Origin of the sequence: Criblamydia sequanensis CRIB-18 (assembly GCF_000750955.1) — a bacterium.
In the GTDB taxonomy this organism is placed as follows: domain Bacteria; phylum Chlamydiota; class Chlamydiia; order Chlamydiales; family Criblamydiaceae; genus Criblamydia; species Criblamydia sequanensis.
In genome coordinates this window covers 36,495-57,478 of sequence record NZ_CCEJ010000003.1, presented here as the reverse complement: position 1 = coordinate 57,478, position 20,984 = coordinate 36,495, and the positions used below count along the sequence as shown (strand labels likewise).

The following is a 20,984-nucleotide window of genomic DNA, read 5'->3' as shown; positions in this document are numbered from 1 at the left end:
AGCGTTTTTGAGGTATGTAAACTTTACTTTATGTCATTTATTTTTTTTAGACCAGGGTTCAAAATCTTTTGGTGTAAAAATGACAATAAGGCTCTTTGCCGGTTTTCTCATAGTAATTTTGATGGTAGGCTTCTGCCGGATAAAAAGGGCTTGCCGGAACTAACTCTGTTGCAACCTTATACCCTTTATCATTTAGCTTTTCAATAAGCCTTTCAGCAACTTTTTTCTGAGCTTCCGTAAGATAGAAAACAGCTGATCGGTATTGCGGCCCGATATCAGGGCCCTGCCTTTGTCTTTCTTCGGGGTTATGGATTTCAAAAAAATAAGAGGCAACTTTTTCATACGAGATAACTTCGGGATCAAAAACAACTAGGACCGCTTCTGCATGCCCTGTCTTGCCGGTACAAACTTCTTCATAGGTCGGGTTTACAACCTGTCCCCCCATATATCCGGACTCAACGCTTATAACACCTTTAAGTTTTTTAAAAAGATGCTCTACGCCCCAAAAACAGCCGGCTGCAAAAAATGCCCTTTCATAACCTTCTTTTGTAAAGGCCGGAATAAAAGACATTGAGATTGAGTTGACGCAGTGCCTTGTATTTTTTTCTGTAAAATATTCTCCTTCAAAGACATGACCTAAGTGAGCTTTGCATCTATTACAAAGGATTTCAGTTCTTTCTCCATCAGAATCCGGCTTTCTCTCAACATGGTCATTGATTTCTTCATCGAAACTTGGCCAACCGCATCCTGAATCAAATTTTCTTGAAGAAAGATAGAGGGGGTAATCGCATCGTCTGCAAACAAAGACACCGGGTTCATCATGTTTATCGAATTTCCCGGTTCCCGGCCTCTCTGTCCCTTTGAACTTAATGACCCTTTCTTCTTCATTTGATAAATCGTGTGCGGTTTTCATTTTCACATCTTTTTTTGCCTATTTATAAAAAGCCTTTCTACAAACGAAAGGCTTTAAAGTTTTATTCATAGTACAGGTTTTATTTTTCTAAAATCATTTTATACATAGTCAGCATCCCCTCCCTAAGCTCCTTCTCTACCTTTTCTTGAATTAAAGGGTCTACTGCTGCGAAAAAAGGAGGCTCCGCATAGGATTTATGCTTTTGGTTTAACGAGACTTGAGAATCAATAGAATTTTGCGGAAGCTTCCAATGGCACTCGATAAAATGAAAATCAAACTTTCCTTCATTAAAAGTTAGGGCAAAAGCAACTCTCATAGTTCCGTCGAAGGATTGGCCGAATAAATGATCGACGGCAATCGGATCCGAAGAGATGAATTCCTCGACTAAGAAAGTCTCTGCCTTATCCTTGCTCCAATAACTATAAGAAGGATCGGGATGTTGTGCTTTTTGATTTTTTAAGATGAACTTAAGGGTACCTTTTAAATCATTTTTGGATACGATAATTACCCCGTTTCCTTTAGTGGAATAAAGAGGTTTAATCACAACAATTTCTTCCGGAAAATCACGATTTATATCTTCAATCAAACGATCTGAAAATTTTTTGGGATAGATTTTCCAGTTGGGCCTTAAAGACTTTAATTTCTCATGGTCCAAAAGTTGAGCGACCGCTTGTTTGTTGCCCACTAATCCCATATAAGGAAAAAAAGCCGCGTCAATCACAATAATCCCCGGAAAATTGTTTCTAAACTGATCCAAAGAGCCTATGCTAAAGGGCAGGGCATATAAGGCCCCGGCATAATCTGAAAGTTTTGAGGGATCGTAAACTTTTCTTGAAGCAGCCTGTTGAAAACTTTTTGAGGAAAAAATGGAATTGATGCCGGAAAGGGATTCAAAGCCATGCATTTTAAGTTTTGTTTTTATCCTTGGATCGCAGATGTTCCTATCTACAAACCATCCCTCCCTGCAATGCTTGAACATCACATGGCTTACCAATTCAGCCGCTAACCCCTCTTTCCCGTTAATAAAATCAAAACCGTACAATTTGGATAAGCTTAAGCTTTGGATTTCACAAATTTTTATGCCGCCAAGTTTTTCGTTATACTTCAAATCAGCAATAAGAAAGGTTAAATCTGCAGGAAGCTTTTCTCCAAGACAAATTTGTGTCTTGAACAAAAAAATTAATGCTAATAAAAAGCTGATTTTTCTAAAAATCACCGGATTCATCTTTGGAGCCTCTCTTTTATTAATTTAAAGAAGCTTTATAAGCTAACTTGGGCCCCTAAATCAAGTCTAGATAAATATAGCCGGCTGAGAAAGAGTTATCTCAAGATTTAAAAAAATCAAGGGTTAGATCAGGAAAAAAATCAAAATTGAAATCAAAGTAGGAAGAAAAGCCCCTTTAAAGAGATTTAAAGAAGATATCCCGTCTTTAAAATAAGGATTGAGGATTTGTTGTCCGGCAGGATTCGGAGCATTGGCAATAACTGTTAAACCCCCTGCAGAAACAGCCCCTACCATCACAGCATATTTAGCGCTTTCTGAAAGATCCGGAATCAAAGTCGCCATATAAGTTAAAGCGGCATTATCGGTAACGGGCCCAAGGATCATGGAGACCCCCATCATTTTAAACGCATCCACATGCTCAAAAAGAGGGGCTATCCACCATTCTTGAAGACCTGCATGAATGACAAGGCCTGCAATAAAAAAACCGACAAGAAGAGCCGACCTTAAATGAAGCTCTCCTTGAAAAGCGCTTGTCGCTTGATAAAAACCGAGATAAAAAAGATATAGTCCAATAAAAATTACGGGCTGGTGGACATTGTAGGCCACCCCAAAGAGAAAAATTAGATTCCCTATGAAAACAAAACAAGGAATAGGTTCTTTTTTTATTTGGGTTTCTTCTGATTGGTTTGCGGCAGAGAAAGACTTTTCGAGCCCTTTAAATTCATCTTTAAAAAGCCAATAATAAAAAAAACTGCTGACGGCTATTGCAATAATGGCTCTAAAGCCAAAGGTAAAAAACATATAAAATGAATCCCACTTCCATGCGTGAGCTGCAAGTAAAGCCGGTGGGGATGCAAAAACAGTGATGATCCCTCCTAAAGAAACATTGGTAAATAAAAGACCAAGAGAGGCATAGGAGAGTTTGGGGCTTGGGCGCATGTCATAAAATTTTTTGGTTAATAAAACCGCGGTTAGAATCATGGCGCCGGCTTCTGTGATGATTGAACCTAAAAGAGGCCCTATAATCATTAACGAGAGCCACCAAGCGGACAGGGTATTTCCAAAAGAACGGGCTATGAAACCAATAATTTTTTCGACAATATAAACCATTGGTTTTGACGCAGCGATTGACATAATGACAACTACGGCTATCGCTTCCGTGTAGTTACGGCTGTTTAAGTAATCGACTGCTGTCTCCCAGTTATAGAAAGTGGTGATGCAAATCACAAGAGGGATCACCCAAATTCCAAAAACAATTTCCACCTCTCCAAGAAAACGCAGAATTTCAATTAAAAATTTTTTTAATTCCGTATCGGGTTTAATCTCTTTAGCTAAAAGAGAAATTTTTCGAACCGAGAGGATGTGCAAGACAGCCAGAATAAAAATAACGCTTGAAAAAATATTTAGAGGAGCTTTTTCAGCCCTATATAGAATTTCCTCGGAGGTCGGCCCGGAAGGCTCCCCCTCGTATTCACGAAGGGGTAGAAGAGAATCATCTTCTTGGCCCGGCAGGATCCATTCTATGTCATCTTCTTTTTCATCTTGCGTGTCTTCAATAGAAAAACAGGTTGATAATGAAAAAATTAAAACATAAAAAATTAGAAAAATGGATTTATGCATTAGTCTTTATCTAACCGGGTTAGGTGTAGGCTTGAGGGATTGTTCAATTTCTTGCTTTAATGCGAGCTTATAAGTGTTATTGATAAGTTTTCCATCGGAATTAAAAGCATTGGTTGCATTGGTGATAGAAACTTGCCTTGGGGACACTTTAGCGCCTAACCTCTCAAGAATTTGAGTTAAATGATTTAGAACTGATTGCCCTCCCCCGCCAAGAGAGGCACTCATTACAAGAAAAGTCTTATTTTTAAATGCGTCTCTTGAGCCATTTCCTTTCTCATCTCTGGAAGCCCAATCGATGGCGTTTTTTAAAGCCCCTGATAGCGAGCCATTGTATTCCGGGGTTGCTATTATGATAACTTGGGATTCAAGAAGATGCGATCGAAACTTCCTTACACTCTCCGGCATTCCTTCACTTTGCTCAAGATCAGAATCATAGATCGGCATAGGAAACTCTTTTAAATCGATGACGGTGACCTCGGCGCCAAGGCCTTTTGCTATCTCTGCAGCCTCATTAATTAATTTTTTGTTAAAGGAATCATTCCTCAAGCTACCTGAGAAAGCTAAAACCTTAGTTTCCGCCTGCAAACCGGAAAAAAAACATAATGAAAGAAAAAATGATAAAAATTTAAATCTCATAACCATACCTCTTAAAGCTATTATCCACTTTCCCTTAACCTCGAGAATTAAGTCAAGATTTTGGAGCGGGCTTCTCTTTTTGAAAAAGTTCCATTATAGGATTTACAAAAGGAGAAAAGCGAACAGGATTGGCATTAGCAAGAAAAATCAGACTGATTTCATCATCAATATGCCTAACAATCAGGCTTCTAAAACCGGCTATGCCGCCATCTTTTTTAGCTATCAGCTTACCCTTGTCTTGGAAGAGGTGCCATCCTAAACCCCATCCGCTGGACTGTCCATTTTTTAAGGCTTGTGGACTCCACATTTCCTTATATGACTCGGTCGATAAAATTTTCTTTGCCGTCATCGCCTTATCCCATTTGATGAGATCCTCAAGATTAGAAACAATACCGCCGGATCCGGACATTTGCTTCCAGGGTTTCAAATTTTTTGCGAGAGAGATTTGCCCTTCTACAATATGATAACGAGTAGCAATCCCCTGTGGAAAAAGATCCTCCGGAATTCTTGTTGCATGCATATTAAGAGGGTTTAGAACTTTTTCTTTTAGAAACTCGGGGTAAGTTTTCCGAGTTACATTTTCAATTAACCTTGTTAAGACAATATAGCCAAAATTGTTGTATTTAACACTAGTTCCGGGTTCAAACTGAAAAGGTTTCTTTGAAATCTTCTCCCATGTATTTGGCCAAGGGAGATGGGGTCCTTGATACTGGGGAATACCGCTTGTATGGGATAAAAGTTCTCTTATCGTTACCTCATCGAAGTCAATAGGCGCCGAGGGGAGGTATTCTCTTATGGAATCATCAATATCAATCTGACGGTTCTGATTTAAAAGCATCACTAAAAAGGCAGTCATGGTTTTTGATACAGAACCAATCCCAAACAGGGTTTGAGGGGTAACTTTTATTTTTGCCTGTAAATCGCTATACCCATACCCTTTTGCGTGTATAACGTTGCCTTTTACAATAACGGCCGCTGCAAAACCCGGAATATTTTGTCTTTTCATCTCATTTAGAATGATTTGATCGACAGCTTCATTTATTTGAGCCTTTTCTCCGAAGGAAAAAAAGGGTAAAATCAAGACTAAAGGAAGCAACCCCCTAATCATCGCCGAAAGTAAAGGCATAAACTTTTACTCCTCCTTCAAAAATCAACTTCAAATTATGTCGGGCGATGTCTTTCGAGCGAAAGACATCATATTTCCGGGGAGTTTTCACAATTAAATCGCCTTCCACATAATCGAGAGTTTTATTGCTATCCTTTACAGGCTCCCCGTCAATTTCAACTTTAATGAGCGCAAAATCCTCAGATTCCATGACAAGAAATACTTGGGTGGCAAGAAAATTTAACTCTAAAACACTCCCTTTTTTAGAGAGAGCATATTCTTCTCCTACTTTCCATTCGCCGTCCAGTCTAATCTTATCCTCAGAAAGCGGCATTGCCGCTTTATAAGTCTTCCACTGATCCGGAATAACGTTATTTATGTAAGCTTGAGCTCTTGCATAACCTAGATAAGTTTCTTTTGTCGTTCTTCTAATTTTTCTTGAAGCTTCCTCTGTCTTAATAGGCTCAAGGCCTAATAGTCTTCTGATTTCGTTTTCGGTCTCTTGATAAGCTCCTTCGCCAAAATGCTGCTGAACAAGCAGGCCTTCCCTGTTATATAGATAATGAGCCGGCCAATAGAGGTTTGAATAAGCCGTCCATATCTTATAATCGTTATCAAGGACTATCGGGTAGGTTAAGCCAAAACGCCCTATGGCTTCTTTTACATTGCCTTCTTTTTTTTCAAACTCAAACTCCGGTGTGTGAACCCCTACAATAACAAACCCTTTGTCCTTATATTTTTCATACCAATCTTTTAAATAAGGAAAGGTGCGGATGCAGTTAATGCAGCTATACGTCCAAAAATCCACTAAAACAACTTTTCCCTTCAGAGACTCTTTAGATAGGGGTTCTGAATTAAACCACTTCATCCCGCTTAAGAATTCAGGCATTTCTATGATATTTGATTTATGACCCTTAAGCTTGGCCAATTCTTTCACTACCGATTCTTGGGTGTCCAATTGAACAAAAGGAACATATTTCAAGGTCAACTTTTGAAGGTAGGCCTCCCCATGAAAATAAAGCAAAAGAGCGGTTAATATCATTAGGGCTCCAAAGAGCTTCCTAATACTTTCAAGGTGCTTTTTAAGCGGTCCAAAAAAATGCAGCGCTTTTCTGCTTGCAAGCAGAATGACTAAAAGGGTTAAGGCCGAGCCTAAAGCATAAAAAACCATGAGGAGAACAGCGTTTAGTGTCAGAGATTCTGTAGCTGAAAGTATAATGACAGTTGCTAAAATTGGACCTGCGCATGGGGTAAACAATAAACCCAAAATAAGGCCTAGGATAAACCCGTCCAGGATCGTCTCCCCGAATTGGAATTTCCTTTGAATGTTGCTTCCGAAACTTGCGATTTTTCCCGTTTTTAAAGCAAACCAATCACTTGCTTTTGGAAATAATAAAACTCCGCCGAAAACAGCCATTAAAATAATAGCTGACATCCTTAGAAAATCGGCCGAGATTCCTGTAAAACTTACCAGTGTTTTTAAAAAGAGGGTGAAAAAAATAAAACTAAGGGTAAGACCTGCAATAATTGCTAAAACTCTCCTACCGCTGCCCGAGCTTCCGGCAGCTAAAATAGCCGGCAAAACCGGTAAAACGCAAGGCGATAGGACTGTCATTATTCCGGCTAAAAAAGAAAATACTAGGAGTAAAAACATGCAAATACCCTATTAAATTTTAAAAAAATAATTTTTTATTAGAAAAGAATAACCTTTTATTGTATTCTAATTAATCTTACATAAAGAAATTTGCAGTAACTAGCAAGAATCTTAAGATTCCTCAAACTGCCCAACCTTTTTTGTGCATTCCTTTATTAACTCACAAACTAGGTTACTAACTTGTCCTTATGACAAGTGAAAATAATGGAATTTTTTTCGCATTATTTATATGTGAGTTTGCCTTTTATACTAAAAAATATTCGGCCCTATAAGAATCACAATACTTAAGAGCTTCATCTTTCCGTATTCGAAAAAACAGGTGTCGAATGATTTGATTTAAGTCTGATATGCTTTTTTAGCATCATTCTTAGACATTTGTTTATTAACATAATTTTACAATGTGTGGTTTTGTGTCTCAATTTGCCCAATTTAATTTAAACGAACTTATTATGAAGACCCTGGAAGAAATTGGGTTTTCAACGCCAACTCCTATCCAGGAGAAAGCGATTCCTCATGTGCTTGAAGGCAAAGATGTTATTGCCTGCGCAGAAACAGGAACCGGAAAGACTGCAGCTTTTATGCTCCCTTTACTCCATAGGCTTGAAAAAGATAAAGAGAAAAAATCCAGCCCTCAAGTACTCGTTCTTGTTCCGACAAGAGAGCTTGCAATACAGTTAGCTGAGCAAGCAAAGAAATTTTGCAGACATCTTCCCTTTATTAAAACGGCTTGCATTTACGGCGGAATTCCTTACCCTGTTCAAAAGAAAGCCCTTTCTCAACGCTATCAAATTTTAGTTGCGACTCCGGGTCGTTTGATCGACCACTTAGAAAGAGGACGGATCAATTTATCCCAGGTGGAATACTTTATCCTGGATGAAGCGGATCGTATGCTTGATATGGGCTTTATTCCGGCTGTCGAGGCCATTTCTGAACTTATTCCGGCTAAAAGGCAAACGCTGCTTTTTTCTGCGACAATTGATGGAAAAATAGCGCCGATTGCAAAGAAGCTTTTGAAAAACCCGGTTGAAATTCGCGTTAACCCGGCATCTTTCGGAAAAGAATGCATTGATCAAAAACTCTATTATGTCGACAACCTTCACCATAAAGTTCAATTGCTTGAGCATATCCTAAAGCAAGAAGAAGTCGTGCAAGCGATTGTCTTCACATCAACTATTATTCAAGCAAAAGACCTTTCAAGAAATCTGATAGAAAAAGGGTATTATTCAGACACCCTTCACGGAGATTTAAGCCAACGTGAAAGAACAAGGACTATCAATAAATTAAAGCGCGGAGACATTGATGTTCTCATTGCAACAGATGTTGCCGCAAGAGGAATTGATATTTCGACAGTCACTCACGTCGTTAATTTTGACCTTCCTTTTAAGCCGGAAGATTTTATTCACCGCATTGGAAGAACAGGAAGAGCCGGCAGGGAGGGCTTTGCAATTACTTTTGCTGCCTTTAAAGAATCCCTTGCAATTTCTAAGATAAACAAACTTTTAGGTAAACCGATTGTCCTAAGCACTATTGTAGGTCTTGAGCCAAAAGGTAAACCCCTTTCCCTTGATGACAAAAGCCAAGTTAAGCCAAGATCTTCAAGATCAAGAAGATTTGGGAACACAAGACAAAGAGATAGAAGCGACTTTTCATCCGATCGTCCAAAAAGAGAACGTCCTTCAAGGCCAAGAGACTCAGATGAGAGAAGCGACTTTTCATCCGATCGTCCAAAAAGAGAACGTCCTTCAAGGCCAAGAGACTCAGATGAGAGAAGCGACTTTTCATCCGATCGTCCAAAAAGAGAACGTCCTTCAAGGCCAAGAGACTCAGATGAGAGAAGCGACTTTTCATCCGATCGTCCAAAAAGAGAACGTCCTTCAAGGCCAAGAGACTCAGATGAGAGAAGCGACTTTTCATCCGATCGTCCAAAAAGAGAACGTCCTTCAAGGCCAAGAGACTCAGATGAGAGAAGCGACTTTTCATCCGATCGTCCAAAAAGAGAACGTCCTTCAAGGCCAAGAGACTCAGATGAGAGAAGCGACTTTTCATCCGATCGTCCAAAAAGAGAACGTCCTTCAAGGCCAAGAGACTCAGATGAGAGAAGCGACTTTTCATCCGATCGTCCAAAAAGAGAACGTCCTTCAAGGCCAAGAGACTCAGATGAGAGAAGCGACTTTTCATCCGATCGTCCAAAAAGAGAACGTCCTTCAAGGCCAAGAGATTCAGATGAGAGAAGCGAGTTCTCTCGTTTTAAGAAATCAGATGAATCAAGGCAAAGACCTGAAAGAAGCGAAAAAGTCTTCAGCTTTTTTGATCGTCAAGAAAACTCATCAAGAAATGAAAGATCTAATGTTTCCGGCAACCGCTTCCAGAATGGGAGAAAACCCTCTTCTCGTTTCGGTGAAAGACAAGGCCGTCCGGGAGCCAATAGCAATCGAAAGACAGGAGCTAAAAAAAGCTTCAATAGACCAAGCTATAGAGACTAGAATCTAACTTATTTCAATCCCATCATTTTCATAAGAAGTGAAATTTTTAATTTCACTTCTTTTTTTTCTTGCAATTCCTAAAAAAAATCCCATGATTATCCTTCTTTTTAAAGGTAAAGGATATGTCGTTAAAGATTTTTATTGCAGGTGCCGGAGGCGCCATAGGCCTGCCTCTGATTTCTTATGCCCGTCAAAAAGGGTATCAACTTTTTGCGGCTACGAGAAATGAAAATCGGAAGAAAAAAATCGAGAGCCTTGGAGCTGAAGCTATTCTCCTAGATGTTTTGGATGAAAAAGCGGTTCATCAGAATCTAGAGGCTATCCGCCCTGATGTGATCATAGATGTTTTAACCTCCCTTCCTCAAGAATACACCCCTTCTGCTATGCAAGAATATGGCCCAAAAGATGCTGAAGTTCGAACTAAAGGAGGCGGCCACCTATTAAAATCAGCCATTCAATTAGGGGTTAAGCGTTATTTATTGCAATCAGCCGCCTTTTGGTATGAACAAGGAGAGGGATTAGCTATTGAAGAAACTCCTTTTGCCTTTAAAGCAACTCCCGGAATTGCAGCAGGCACAAAACTGCTTTTCGTAAACGAAACACGCTTAAAAATGTCGCCTATTCTTTCCACAATCTTACGCTATGGCTTTTTTTATGGGCCCAAAACATGGTTTGAAAAAGATGCAAGCCTCGGCCGGCAAGCAAGAGAAGGCAAGCTGCCCTTAGTGGATCATGGAAACGGGATTTGGAATTTTGTCCACATAGAAGATGCTGCAAAAGCCACAATTGATGCCCTAGATGCCAAAGAAGGCACCTATAATATTAATGACAGCAACCCCATAGAATTTTCAAAATGGCTTAATGCCTTCTGTAAAAAAGTCGATGCCCCACCGCCCATCACCCTTTCTCAAAAAGAGTATCGCAAAAATAGAGGGGATGATTTTTTATACTACGCGACCTCTTTAAGAGGAGCATCCAACGAAAAAGCTATAAAGGAACTTAAATTTAATCCTAGACCCCTAGAATGGCTCTAGATTAAAGAAAACAATGGAACCGAAAATCGATGACTACGAGGAACGCTTATGCTTAAAAAAATACCTTTTATATTTCTATCATTACTTGCTTTTCAAGCAAATGCAGAGTTTGAATACCCCTGCTATTCCGGGGAAAATGCTTCTGTCTTTTTGGAAGATTCTTCCTGCTGTCTTGAAACTTGCAATCCTTGCAATAATTGGGGTGTTTGGGTTGAAGGTGAATATTTATACTGGAAGGCTTGCTTAAGCGACAATCGAGTCGGCATCATAACAACCATACCCGCTCGAACCGGTGAAAATACTTTCCACTACCTTTCGTACGACAGACAGTCCGGGGTAAGAGCATCCATCGGAATTGACGGCTTATTTTCACGCTGGAATCTTTGGGGCTCCTATACTTATATAAGGCCCGAGGGAAAAGTAAACCTTGAAGCACCAATTGAAAAAGGAAGCTTCATTATATCTGACTTTATGGTAGCTAATTTTGGCAACGAAGTTGCGGCTTGGAACTACGATTTCTCAACGGCCCTTTCTCAAGAGCAAAAAATAAAATACCAAACTTACGATATCTTGCTTTCAAGAGATTTTGAAGCTTGCTGTTTAGAAATTCATCCTTTTTTTGGGGTGACAGGATTATTGCTTGATCAAACGCTCAACTTTTCTACTGCCAACGGTCTAAACACAATTTCATTTGATGGCACAACCGACTATAGCGGCGTCGGCTTAAAGACGGGAGTAAATATTGTTTACCCGATTAGCAAATGTTTTAATATTTTTACAAGATCCTCGTTTGCTATGGTCGCCGGAAGTAAAGACTATAAGTTGGAGGCAGATGGCGTTACAAATGACTCAACACCTCTTCCTGTCACTTTTACAAGCAAGGGCAATGCCTGTGTTTATCTGCCGGGTTTTGACATACAAGTGGGACTTAGCTATACAGCCAATTGGTGCAATAAATTCATTAGCTTCAAACTCGGCTGGGAATTCCTAGAGTGGAGTAATGTTCCTCAAATAAACCTACTTAATACTACAAATGATACGTTGACTTTGGGCATGCAAGGGTTAACCGCCGGTGCTTCTGTTTTATTCTAACGTTTTCTAAAATAGTGCCAAGCTAAAACTTGGCATTATTTTTAATACAAGGAACTGTTTTGAAAAAAAAGACTCTTCTTTTTTGGATCAATTTTTGGCCCCCCTTTTTAGGTTCAGGAATAAAGGTCACCTCCATTTCACCTGATTTTGCAACTATTGAAGTTCGGATGAAGCTCCGTTTTTGGAATAAAAACTATGTCGGCACACATTTTGGCGGCTCTCTTTATGCCATGACAGACCCTTTCTTTATGCTGATACTTATCGAGAAACTTGGCAGAGATTACATAGTCTGGGATAAAGCCGCCTCGATTAGATTTATTAAACCGGGAAAGGGAACCGTTTACGCAAGGTTCCATATTTCAGAAGAAGAAATTTTAGATTTGAAAAACCAAGTCGATCTACACGGCAAAATAGAGCCGTTATTTACGGTTGATATTTTGGATGAAGAGAAAAATTGCATTGCAAGCGTTGAGAAAAAGCTTTACATCAAGAAGAAGAAAGATGCCCTATCTTAAATTGACGGATAAAGAGATTTATTATGAAACTGAAGGCACCTTAGAGCCGCTTATTTTGATTTCAGGCTATGGCTGCGATCACACTTTCTGGTCTCCCCTATTACCCTCGCTAAAGAAAAAATTCCAAGTTATAGTGTTCGATAATCCAGGTATTGGAAAAACAATAGATAACGGCCGGCCCTTTAGCATAGAAGACATGGCAAAGACGGTTTTTGAAATAAAGGAAACGTTAAAATTAGAAAAATGCCATCTTGCAGGACATTCCATGGGCGGTTCTATTGCAATGCTTGCAGCTTCAAGCTACGGTACTCACTTTTCGAAAACGGTTCTTTTAAATACCTCTGCCAATTGGTCTTATCGCTCCCATTTAGCGTTAGAATCGATGCTTCAATTACGCTCCCTTGATACCGATATTGAAGCGATTATAAAAGTCGCCCTTCCCTGGCTTTTTGGTCAGGCCTTTTTATCAAACCCTGAAAAAGTCGAAGAGTTTAGAAAAAGTGTTTACAATAACCCTCAAACCTTAAACGATCAAAAAAGACAGCTTCAAGCTCTAAAAGATTTTGATGGAAGACAATCTCTTGCCCAAATTAAAAATCCTTGCCTTCTCATTTCAGGTACGGAGGATCTATTGTCTTTACCTCAAGACTCGCATCTTTTGCAAAAAGAGATTGCTAATTCAAGACTTATATCTTGTAAATCAGGTCATGTAAGCGTTTTGGAAATTAGAGAAGAGATTATCTCCCTTCTTCTGACGTTTCTTTATTAGACTTCCTTTGAAACTCGCTTTGATGGAAGATGCAAATCAGTTTCTATTTGGCATTATTTGTATTAAAATCTTTAATCGTTATAACTTGATTCACCTCCTATTTTCTATTGAAGCGTTATCCAAAATACCGGGTTAAACATGAATGTTAGAGCTAAAAAATTTTTCTCCTACTATAGACCTTATTGGAAGCTATTTTTAGCCGATATGATTTGTGCCATTGCGGTGTCTTTTATCACGCTAGCCATTCCCCTACTTATACGATACCTCATAAAGAACCTTTTAGAATCTGATACCCCTGATGTTTTGACTCAAATTTATTGGATTTTTGCTCTAATGGTTGGGCTTGTGGCGTGTCTTACAGCTTGTCATTTCTTTGTCGATTATAAGGGCCATATGATGGGTGCTTTGATGGAAAGAGATATTAGGAGGAATTTATTCGAACATCTTCAAAAGCTTTCTTTCAATTTTTATGACGAGCATCGAACAGGCCAGCTTATGACCCGTGTCTCTAACGATTCCTTTGATCTTGCCGAGCTTTATCATCACGGCCCGGAAGATATTCTCATCTCTTCCCTTAACTTTATAGGGGCTTTTATTATCCTGCTCAGCATCAATGCAAAACTTGCTTTGATTACGTTCATTTTTGTGCCGGCCATGGCTTTTTACGGCTTTTATTTCAGTAAGAAAATGCACGCGGCTTTAAGAAAGAGCCGAGATAGAATTGGTGACATTAACGCTCAAGTCGAAGACACCCTTTCAGGGATACGTGTCGTTAAATCTTTTACCAATGAAAAAGTCGAAAAAGAGAAATTTGAAAAAGAAAATCAAAAGTTTGTTGAAAGTAGAAAAGAAGCTTATAAAAGTGAAGCCTTCTTCTATAATGGCTTAATAGCTTTTACACAGCTTATGACAGTAACAGTTGTATTTTTTGGAGCTGTCAGCATCGTAAAAGGGGCTTTGGATTTAGCCGATTTACTCACCTTCTTGCTTTACATCGGCATTTTGATAGAGCCCATCCAAAGACTTGGCAATTTTACAAGACTCTACCATGAAGGATTTACAGGTTTTGAACGAATTATGGAAATTTTGGAAATAGAACCGGACATAAAAGATCAAGAAGGGGCTGAAGATTTGCAAAAAGCCGAAGGTTCAATCGACTTTCAAAATGTAGGCTTTCAATATAAAGAAGGCTACAATCATGTTTTGAAAGACTTGAATCTGAGTATAAAAAAGGGCGAGTACTTGGCTCTTGTCGGCCCATCTGGCGTTGGAAAAACCACTTTATGCTCTTTAATTCCGAGATTTTATGAAGTCAGTAAAGGTAAAATCCTTATTGATGGCAAAGATATTCGACAAGTCACTTTAAGTTCGCTTAGAAAAAATATAGGCATTGTCCCTCAGGAAGTCTATCTATTCGCAGGGACTGTGTCTGATAATATCCGCTATGGAAATCCTGAAGCTGCCCCTGATGAAATTATTTCGGCTGCAAAAAATGCTAACGCTCATGAATTCATTATGGCGCTTCCCAAAGGCTACGACACAGACATTGGACAAAGAGGGGTTAAGCTATCGGGCGGGCAAAAGCAGCGTTTAAGCATCGCCAGATGTTTTTTAAAAAATCCCCCGATTCTTATCTTAGATGAAGCTACAAGCGCTTTAGATAACGAAAGTGAAAAAGCCATCCAAGACTCTCTTGAGGTTCTAACCGCTCATCGAACAACTGTTGTTATTGCGCATCGTCTGACAACTGTAAGACACGCCAAAAGGATTCTATTTCTTTCAGACAAAGGGATAGAAGAAGAAGGCTCCCACGAAGAACTGATTGCCAAAAATGGCCTCTATGCCAATTTATATAAAATGCAATTAAGGATTTAAATGAAAAAATTGTCTAAAAAATGACGATTCAATTGATACAATTTCGCACTCTTTCCTTTCCACAATGCTGTTTTAATTAAAAAGCCAAGGGTTGCAATCGCTTTATTTAATTTTAAAAGAGGCATCAAGGGTTTATAATTAGGAAGAGAGCGGACGCTTTCATAACCTTCCAAAAAAGCCTTACTGTCAAATCCAGGCCAAAAATTTTCATGTTCCATGGAACAAAAATCTTCTTCAGCAAAGCTATAGCGAGCGCTTGCCCAATCTATAATGCCTTGAAGTTGGCCTTCATTAACTATAAGATTTCCCGGCCGAAAATCCCTATGCACGATACAAGGGCCGTCTACCTGATCAATCAAAAAAAGATGATCTTCATAATACTTTGAACACTTTTCCGTTAAAACCTTCGGCAAATGGTTGTGGCATTCCTTAAGACCCTCATCAAATTTAAAAAAGAAATAAGTCCTAGGATCGGTATGTAAGTTCTCAAGAACCGGATCCCCATAGCCCGTCATTTTTTCAAGATGGATTCTTGCAAGGGATGCGCCTAGTTTAAATCCAAGGTCATTTGAAAATTCAGACGCTCTTAGCAAAGAACCCGGCAGATACTCGATTAAGAGCGCACCGGCCCTTTCCTTATCGGGTTCAACCCGGTCTATAATTTTTGGAACCGGTATCTTATCGGCAAAAAAATCTAGAAAGAAGGCTTCGCGTAAGAAGTCATTGCTTCTCGGACAAATTTTTAAGATAAACTCTTCTTTACCTACGACTACTTTATAAAAGAGAGCAACAAGACCATCTTCATGATCTATTTTTGTAAAAGAAGCGTGTTCAAGGATTTTAAAATTCTTTCGGTATAAAGAAATAAATGAGTCCATAAGAAGTTGCATTGATTAATTTATTAATCCAATTATTTAATTAAATAAAATTAATAATTTCAAGAAATTCTTAAATCAGATTTTATTTTCTGTTACTTCAAAAGCCAAAACTATTTTAAGAATTGAATGGAGTTTCGAAAGAAGGCTATTATAGAGGCGATGGCCTTTTTATGATCTTCGGGCCTACATTTGCCACCTATCGTAAGGGCTTTAAGAAAGAAAATTTATAAAGCGTCTCTCTTTTTTCTAGAGCTATGACGGAAGCACTTTCTTAAACTTTCGGATTTTCGTCCAAATCAAGGTTTAAGGTAAAAAGCGATGGTTTACCTCTACTATGGAAGCTCTTGGAATAGATCCTTGATATAGATGGAAATATTTATTCGTCCCTCCGGGATTAGCCTCAAAGCTAAGCTCCCCTTTAAGCTTACCCGTATCCAATTTTACGACAATGACTTCTTTTTGGCCTTTAAAAAACTTTTCAACAGTTGAGTTTACTTGATCTTCTGTTGCTAAATGAAAAAAGTTCTTATCTATTTTAGTTGGAGGCAAGGGATCTTTGCCCATGCTTGCTTCCCAATCTTCCAAAGAAAAGATTTTATATAAATAAGGGGGCTTATCAATGGGTTGCGACATATCTTCTGGAAAATGCTCCGGTTCTTTAAAATGCTGCCAGCCTTCTCCATTTAAAGCCTTTAAAAAGCTGACAAGCGCTTTTTTATCCGAATCGGATAGATGAAGCGGTTTCATTAAAGGATGAAGGTTTTTATTAGGGATTCCACCTACATCATAATACTCTATCACATCTTCTAAAGTTTTTAAACTGCCGTCATGCATGTAAGGATAAGTATTTTCAACATCTCTTAGGATAGGCGTTCTAAAAGCCCCCCAATCTCTTTTGTTTTTTGTGATTTCATAGCGGCCAAGATCAGGATTCGGTTCATTCATTCCAACCCCGATATTATGAAAACGCTCGTCGCTAAAATTAGGGCCTCTATGGCAATTGATGCAACCCACTTTCTTAAAGACCTTATACCCTCGTATCTCTTCCTCATTCATAGCAGTTGGATCCCCGGCTTTATAACGATCATAGCGTGAATTTCCGGAAAGCACGGTTCTCTCAAAAGTGGCAATCGCCTCGGTAATTTCTTTAATTGTGCAATCAGGGGTGCCAAAAGCTTCTTCAAAAAGCTTACTGTAGCCTTTTATACTCCTTAGCCTTTCCCGACACTCGATATAAGCTTCGTGAGCGTCATCAGATTCTGTCATTTCTTTAGGGTTGCTAAGGGGTCCCTTACATTGCTCTTCAAGAGAATTAGCCCTTCCATCCCAAAAAAGAAGCTTGAGATAAGCGGCGTTAATCACAGTCGGGGCATTGCGGGTGCCATGATGGCCATTTATCCCTTTAGAAACGGGCAGCTGATCCGTAAAAGCCATTTTAATGGCATGGCAAGTCGCGCATGAAATAGTGTGATTGGATGAGAGCCTTTTATCAAAATAGAGAAGCTTTCCAAGCTCCGCCTTTTTCTCTGAATAAGGGTTATCCTTCGGCCAAGGGACTCTTGGAAGACCCAAAGGCACTTTAACCATCTCTTCATTCTGCTCTTTAGGCTCCGAAACCCTAGTTTCTTGAACTTGCGTTTGCATTTTTGTAACGATTGCAAACAACAAAAAGCCTAAAATTAAAGAACGCATAGCGAAAACCCTTATTCATAAGCTTCTTTCACTTGAAGATTGATTCAAATTTAAGCAAAAAAAGGCACTAAACCTGTTTCATAGAATTAAATTAAAATTGGCAAATTCAATTTTCTTTCTCAACATAAAAATACCTGATTTGACTATTAGTAAATTATGAAAAAATGGTAATGATTATTTTATATTTAGGTATTTATTTTGAGGATATAGTATGTTTAAGAATCTAGTGCTTACAGCTCTTTTAACTGCTGCAATCCCCTTTTTTTCAGAGGCTTGCACAGGACTTATGTTAAAAGCAAACGATGGTTCTTTTGTCCATGGGCGAACTCTTGAATTTGGCATGAAATTGGACACTTCAATCCTTTTTATTCCAAGAGGTTATGAGTTTCATGGGACAACCCCCTTAGGCGATGGCTTAACCTACAAAGCAAAATATGCCGCTACAGGCGCAATGGCGTTTGATGTCCCTTCCATTATGGATGGCATCAACGAAAAGGGCCTCGCGGTAGGCGCCTTTTACTTTCCAGGATTTGCTGGCTATAGCGATATCACAAAAGAAAATCAATCAAAGGCTTTAGCTCCTGTTGAATTTACAAACTGGATTATAACTCAATTTTCAACCGTTGAAGAAGTCAAACAAGGGTTAAAAGAGGTCATCATCGCAAAAACGGTAGATAAAAGCTGGGGGGATGCGCCGGCTCCTTTTCATTTCATCGTTTATGATAAAAGCGGCAAAAGCTTAGTAATTGAACCGATTGAAGGTGCGTTTAAAGTCTATGATAACCCCCTTGGTGTTATCACTAATTCCCCTCAGTTTGATTGGCATATGACAAACCTAAGAAACTTCATTAATTTAACTCCTTTTAATGTAAGCCCTTTAAAAATAGATGGACTTACTCTTGCTCCTTTTGGACAAGGGTCAGGCATGGTCGGACTGCCGGGGGACTTTACCCCCCCTTCACGCTTTGTTAGAGCAGCTATTTTCAGCATTACAGCTATTCCAAGCGAAACTTCCTCAGAAGCCGTTCTTCAAGCTTTTCACATCCTGAATCAATTTGATATTCCGGTAGGTGTGGCAAAACAAAAAGTAGGCGATGTCATCCATACAGACTATACCCAACTAACCGGTGTTAGAGACCCTCAAAGCCTTAGATTTTATTTTAAAGGCTACGAAGATCAAACGATACGCATGGTAGATCTTAAGCAACTCGATTTTAATGGGAAAAGCCTTCTTAGAAAAAAAATATCTGGCACCCAAAAAGTAATCGATTTAAGTAAGGACTTAAAATAAGAGAGGAAGCACCCTACTTCCTCTCTCTTTTTCTGTTATAAAAAAAGATAAATGAATATAAGAAAGGTTTTTAAATCTTTCATCCGGATTCCTTATGCAAATGCTAAACTCCCTTTTTTTAGGTGAACCAACCCTTACAACAGCTACAGCCTCAGAGGTGCCTTCATCTGAAGCTCCAGGATTATCCTGGAAAAATCCGGGCATGTCTTCGCCAAAAGAAAGGGATCAATACCTTACAGGGGATCATGAAAGGGCTATAAAAGCTATCGATCGATGGGTTTTAGCCAAAAAGCTAGAAGGCCATAAGCATATTTTGGATGTGGGATCAGGCAGCGGTCTTACAACTTTTTATATCTGGCTTAAAGCTTTAGAATCCACCATTTTAGGTTTGGATACAAAAGAGAACGCAGAGTTCGCCGAGAAATATAGCGCTCTTTCAAATAATAGCGTTCGCTTTCAAGAAATCCTCTCGCCTTTAACACTGCCGAAAGCTGACAACACAAGAGGCTGGGACCTTATCTCAGGACTTGCCCTTTTTAGCTGGATTCAACAGGATTTACATGCCGCTGTTTTAAAAGCCATGTATGATGTTCTTTCTCCCTACGGAGAAATTTTGGTTAGAACAGAAGCTGTCGGGCATAGGCCTTATAGGGACGCCATGCACACTGTCATGGAAAGAGATGAGTGGGCTCCATTTTTCGTGGATTATAAAGCTCCTTTTTCAGATCAAACAGTCGAAGGCTTTGAAGCTGCTTTAAAAGAAGCAGGTTATGTTAATTCAGAAGTTGAGCTTATTAATGATGAGCTTAATTTCGTAGATAAAGATACCATGGTAAATTACTTTATCCAATGGCTTCCTCCCCTTGAAAGAATAATTTCAAAAGATCCGGCAGAAACCTATTCTTTGCGGCATAGTTTTACAAAGGAAGTCATTGATCAATACTGTTTAGACATTAAAAATGACGGGACGAAAATTCCTCTTATTTTCCCGGCTATTTATGCTACAGCCCACAAAAAGCCCGAAAAAACTTTAGGCTTTATAAAAATCTAATACAAATGATTGCAGTTGTCTGTTGTTTTTGCTATGGATAGCAAAAATAACTATCGCCGGTTTTTCAATGCAAGCTGTAGGAAATAATCCTTCCTGGTTTCAACCAAATAATCTTTTTCAGGAAAAAGGCTTAAATAAAGTCCTTATTGTAACATCTAACCTTTTTTTAAATCATGTGGCAGGCGTTGGCCACCCTGAATCTCCAAAAAGAATGGAGGCGATTTGGGATAAACTAAAAGAAGCGGAGCTTCTAACCCCAAATAATACGGTAGAACCTAGAATGGCAACAGAAAATGAAATTTTAACCTGCCACTCTTCAAACTATTATCAAAAACTCAAAGAGCTAACAAGTACATTAGGAGAGAAAGAAGGTTCTCATGCTTTTAAAGAACGCTCTTGCAAAAAAAAGAATGTGGAAGGCGATTTTGGGTACAATTTTAAAACTCTTGAGTCTGCGCTTTATGCGGCAGGTGCGCCTCTTACTGCGATCGATCATATTTTAGACCCTCTTAATAATATCAAAAGAGCTTATTGTGTTAGCAGACCTCCCGGACACCACGCTCACTATCCTACAGGCTCAGGGTTTTGTATTTTTAATAATGCGGTTATTGCCGCTAAATATGCGATTAAAAAGGGATTTGCCAAAGTCTTAATAGTCGATTGGGATGTCCATCATGGGGATGGTACCCAAACCATGACAGAAAGAGACCCAAGCATCTTTTATTTTAGCACTCATAGGGATACTTCAAATGGGTTTTATCCGGGGAAAAGCTTTGGAAAGAGAGAACAAACCGGGATTTCCAAAGGGAAAGGAACCGTTTTAAATTGTCCTATAGACCCGGACAAAGTGGAAGACACAAGAAAAGCTGTTCGGGACGCTTTTGACCAAGATTTAACAGCCGCCATGATCTCTTTCCAACCAAATTTGGTCATAATCTCATGCGGATTTGATGCCCATAAAAACGATTCTCTAGTAGAAGGGGGCCTTCAACTAGAAGATGAAGATTACGCCTATTTGACAGAAGTTTGCATTCGCATAGCCGATTTTTACGCCGAGGGGCGCATCGTTTCTATTCTTGAAGGCGGCTATAATTTTGAAGCGATAGCGAATGCATCAAAAATACATGTTGAAACATTAGCAAGGATTTAAA

The 20,984-nt window shown here is 39.1% G+C and carries 17 protein-coding genes; 9 read left to right on the top strand and 8 right to left on the bottom strand.

What is annotated here, in order from left to right:
• Positions 1–58 precede the first annotated feature (58 nt).
• The 6 genes from CSEC_RS02090 to CSEC_RS12515 all read right to left on the bottom strand — a co-directional run bounded on the left by CSEC_RS02090 (position 59) and on the right by CSEC_RS12515 (position 7,153).
• Positions 59–913, bottom strand: coding sequence for a bifunctional methionine sulfoxide reductase B/A protein (locus CSEC_RS02090; protein ID WP_041016776.1), 855 nt, complete (start codon positions 911–913; stop codon positions 59–61).
• Between the two features lie 79 nt (positions 914–992).
• A complete protein-coding gene (locus tag CSEC_RS02085; protein ID WP_161780946.1) occupies positions 993–2,087 on the bottom strand; it encodes a hypothetical protein in 1,095 nt (364 codons plus the stop codon).
• 174 nt (positions 2,088–2,261) lie between these two features.
• On the bottom strand, positions 2,262–3,758 hold the full coding sequence (locus tag CSEC_RS02080; protein WP_041016774.1) for a putative Na+/H+ antiporter: 1,497 nt from the start codon (positions 3,756–3,758) through the stop codon (positions 2,262–2,264).
• A gap of 6 nt (positions 3,759–3,764) precedes the next feature.
• Complete coding sequence (locus tag CSEC_RS02075; RefSeq protein WP_053331696.1) at positions 3,765–4,394, bottom strand: NADPH-dependent FMN reductase; 630 nt, start codon at positions 4,392–4,394, stop codon at positions 3,765–3,767.
• Between the two features lie 52 nt (positions 4,395–4,446).
• Entirely contained in the window at positions 4,447–5,520 is a 1,074-nt protein-coding gene (locus CSEC_RS02070; RefSeq protein ID WP_053331695.1) for a serine hydrolase domain-containing protein, read from the bottom strand.
• The gene (locus CSEC_RS12515; protein ID WP_053331694.1) at positions 5,495–7,153 is read right to left on the bottom strand and encodes a cytochrome c biogenesis protein DipZ; all 1,659 of its coding nucleotides are present in this window, start codon (positions 7,151–7,153) and stop codon (positions 5,495–5,497) included. Before CSEC_RS12515 ends, CSEC_RS02070 begins: the two co-directional genes overlap by 26 nt.
• A 410-nt stretch (positions 7,154–7,563) precedes the next feature.
• On the opposite strand from CSEC_RS12515, the gene CSEC_RS02060 reads away from it, so the two are divergent.
• The 6 genes from CSEC_RS02060 (at position 7,564) to CSEC_RS02035 (ending at position 14,921) form a co-directional block, all read left to right on the top strand.
• Positions 7,564–9,636, top strand: coding sequence for a DEAD/DEAH box helicase (locus CSEC_RS02060; protein ID WP_161780944.1), 2,073 nt, complete (start codon positions 7,564–7,566; stop codon positions 9,634–9,636).
• Positions 9,637–9,758: 122 nt separating this feature from the next.
• Complete coding sequence (locus CSEC_RS02055) at positions 9,759–10,670, top strand: NAD-dependent epimerase/dehydratase family protein (RefSeq protein ID WP_041016773.1); 912 nt, start codon at positions 9,759–9,761, stop codon at positions 10,668–10,670.
• Between the two features lie 48 nt (positions 10,671–10,718).
• Complete coding sequence (locus CSEC_RS02050; RefSeq protein WP_041016772.1) at positions 10,719–11,762, top strand: Lpg1974 family pore-forming outer membrane protein; 1,044 nt, start codon at positions 10,719–10,721, stop codon at positions 11,760–11,762.
• A 59-nt stretch (positions 11,763–11,821) separates the two neighbouring features.
• A complete protein-coding gene (locus tag CSEC_RS02045; RefSeq protein ID WP_041016771.1) occupies positions 11,822–12,277 on the top strand; it encodes a DUF4442 domain-containing protein in 456 nt (151 codons plus the stop codon).
• Complete coding sequence (locus tag CSEC_RS02040) at positions 12,264–13,046, top strand: alpha/beta fold hydrolase (protein WP_041016770.1); 783 nt, start codon at positions 12,264–12,266, stop codon at positions 13,044–13,046. The genes CSEC_RS02045 and CSEC_RS02040 overlap by 14 nt, the downstream gene beginning before the upstream one ends.
• Positions 13,047–13,184: 138 nt before the next feature.
• Positions 13,185–14,921 carry an ABC transporter ATP-binding protein gene (locus tag CSEC_RS02035; RefSeq protein ID WP_041016769.1) on the top strand — a complete coding sequence of 579 codons (1,737 nt, stop codon included), beginning with the start codon at positions 13,185–13,187 and terminating at the stop codon, positions 14,919–14,921.
• Here CSEC_RS02035 and CSEC_RS02030 read toward each other — a convergent pair.
• Together CSEC_RS02030 and CSEC_RS02025 are read right to left on the bottom strand one after the other, a co-directional pair.
• A complete protein-coding gene (locus CSEC_RS02030) occupies positions 14,918–15,811 on the bottom strand; it encodes an aminoglycoside phosphotransferase family protein (RefSeq protein ID WP_237559195.1) in 894 nt (297 codons plus the stop codon). The genes CSEC_RS02035 and CSEC_RS02030 overlap by 4 nt on opposite strands.
• A 291-nt stretch (positions 15,812–16,102) precedes the next feature.
• Positions 16,103–17,491, bottom strand: a complete 1,389-nt coding sequence (locus tag CSEC_RS02025; RefSeq protein WP_053331692.1) for a DUF952 domain-containing protein — start codon at positions 17,489–17,491, stop codon at positions 16,103–16,105.
• 211 nt (positions 17,492–17,702) lie between these two features.
• Between CSEC_RS02025 and CSEC_RS02020 the strand changes: the two genes are divergently transcribed.
• From CSEC_RS02020 to CSEC_RS02005, 3 genes are all read left to right on the top strand, one after another.
• A complete protein-coding gene (locus CSEC_RS02020) occupies positions 17,703–18,782 on the top strand; it encodes a linear amide C-N hydrolase (protein WP_041016768.1) in 1,080 nt (359 codons plus the stop codon).
• Between the two features lie 94 nt (positions 18,783–18,876).
• Positions 18,877–19,833, top strand: coding sequence for a class I SAM-dependent methyltransferase (locus tag CSEC_RS02010; protein WP_079977944.1), 957 nt, complete (start codon positions 18,877–18,879; stop codon positions 19,831–19,833).
• Between the two features lie 67 nt (positions 19,834–19,900).
• Positions 19,901–20,983, top strand: a complete 1,083-nt coding sequence (locus tag CSEC_RS02005) for a histone deacetylase family protein (protein ID WP_053331691.1) — start codon at positions 19,901–19,903, stop codon at positions 20,981–20,983.
• The last annotated feature ends 1 nt before the right edge of the window (position 20,984 follow it).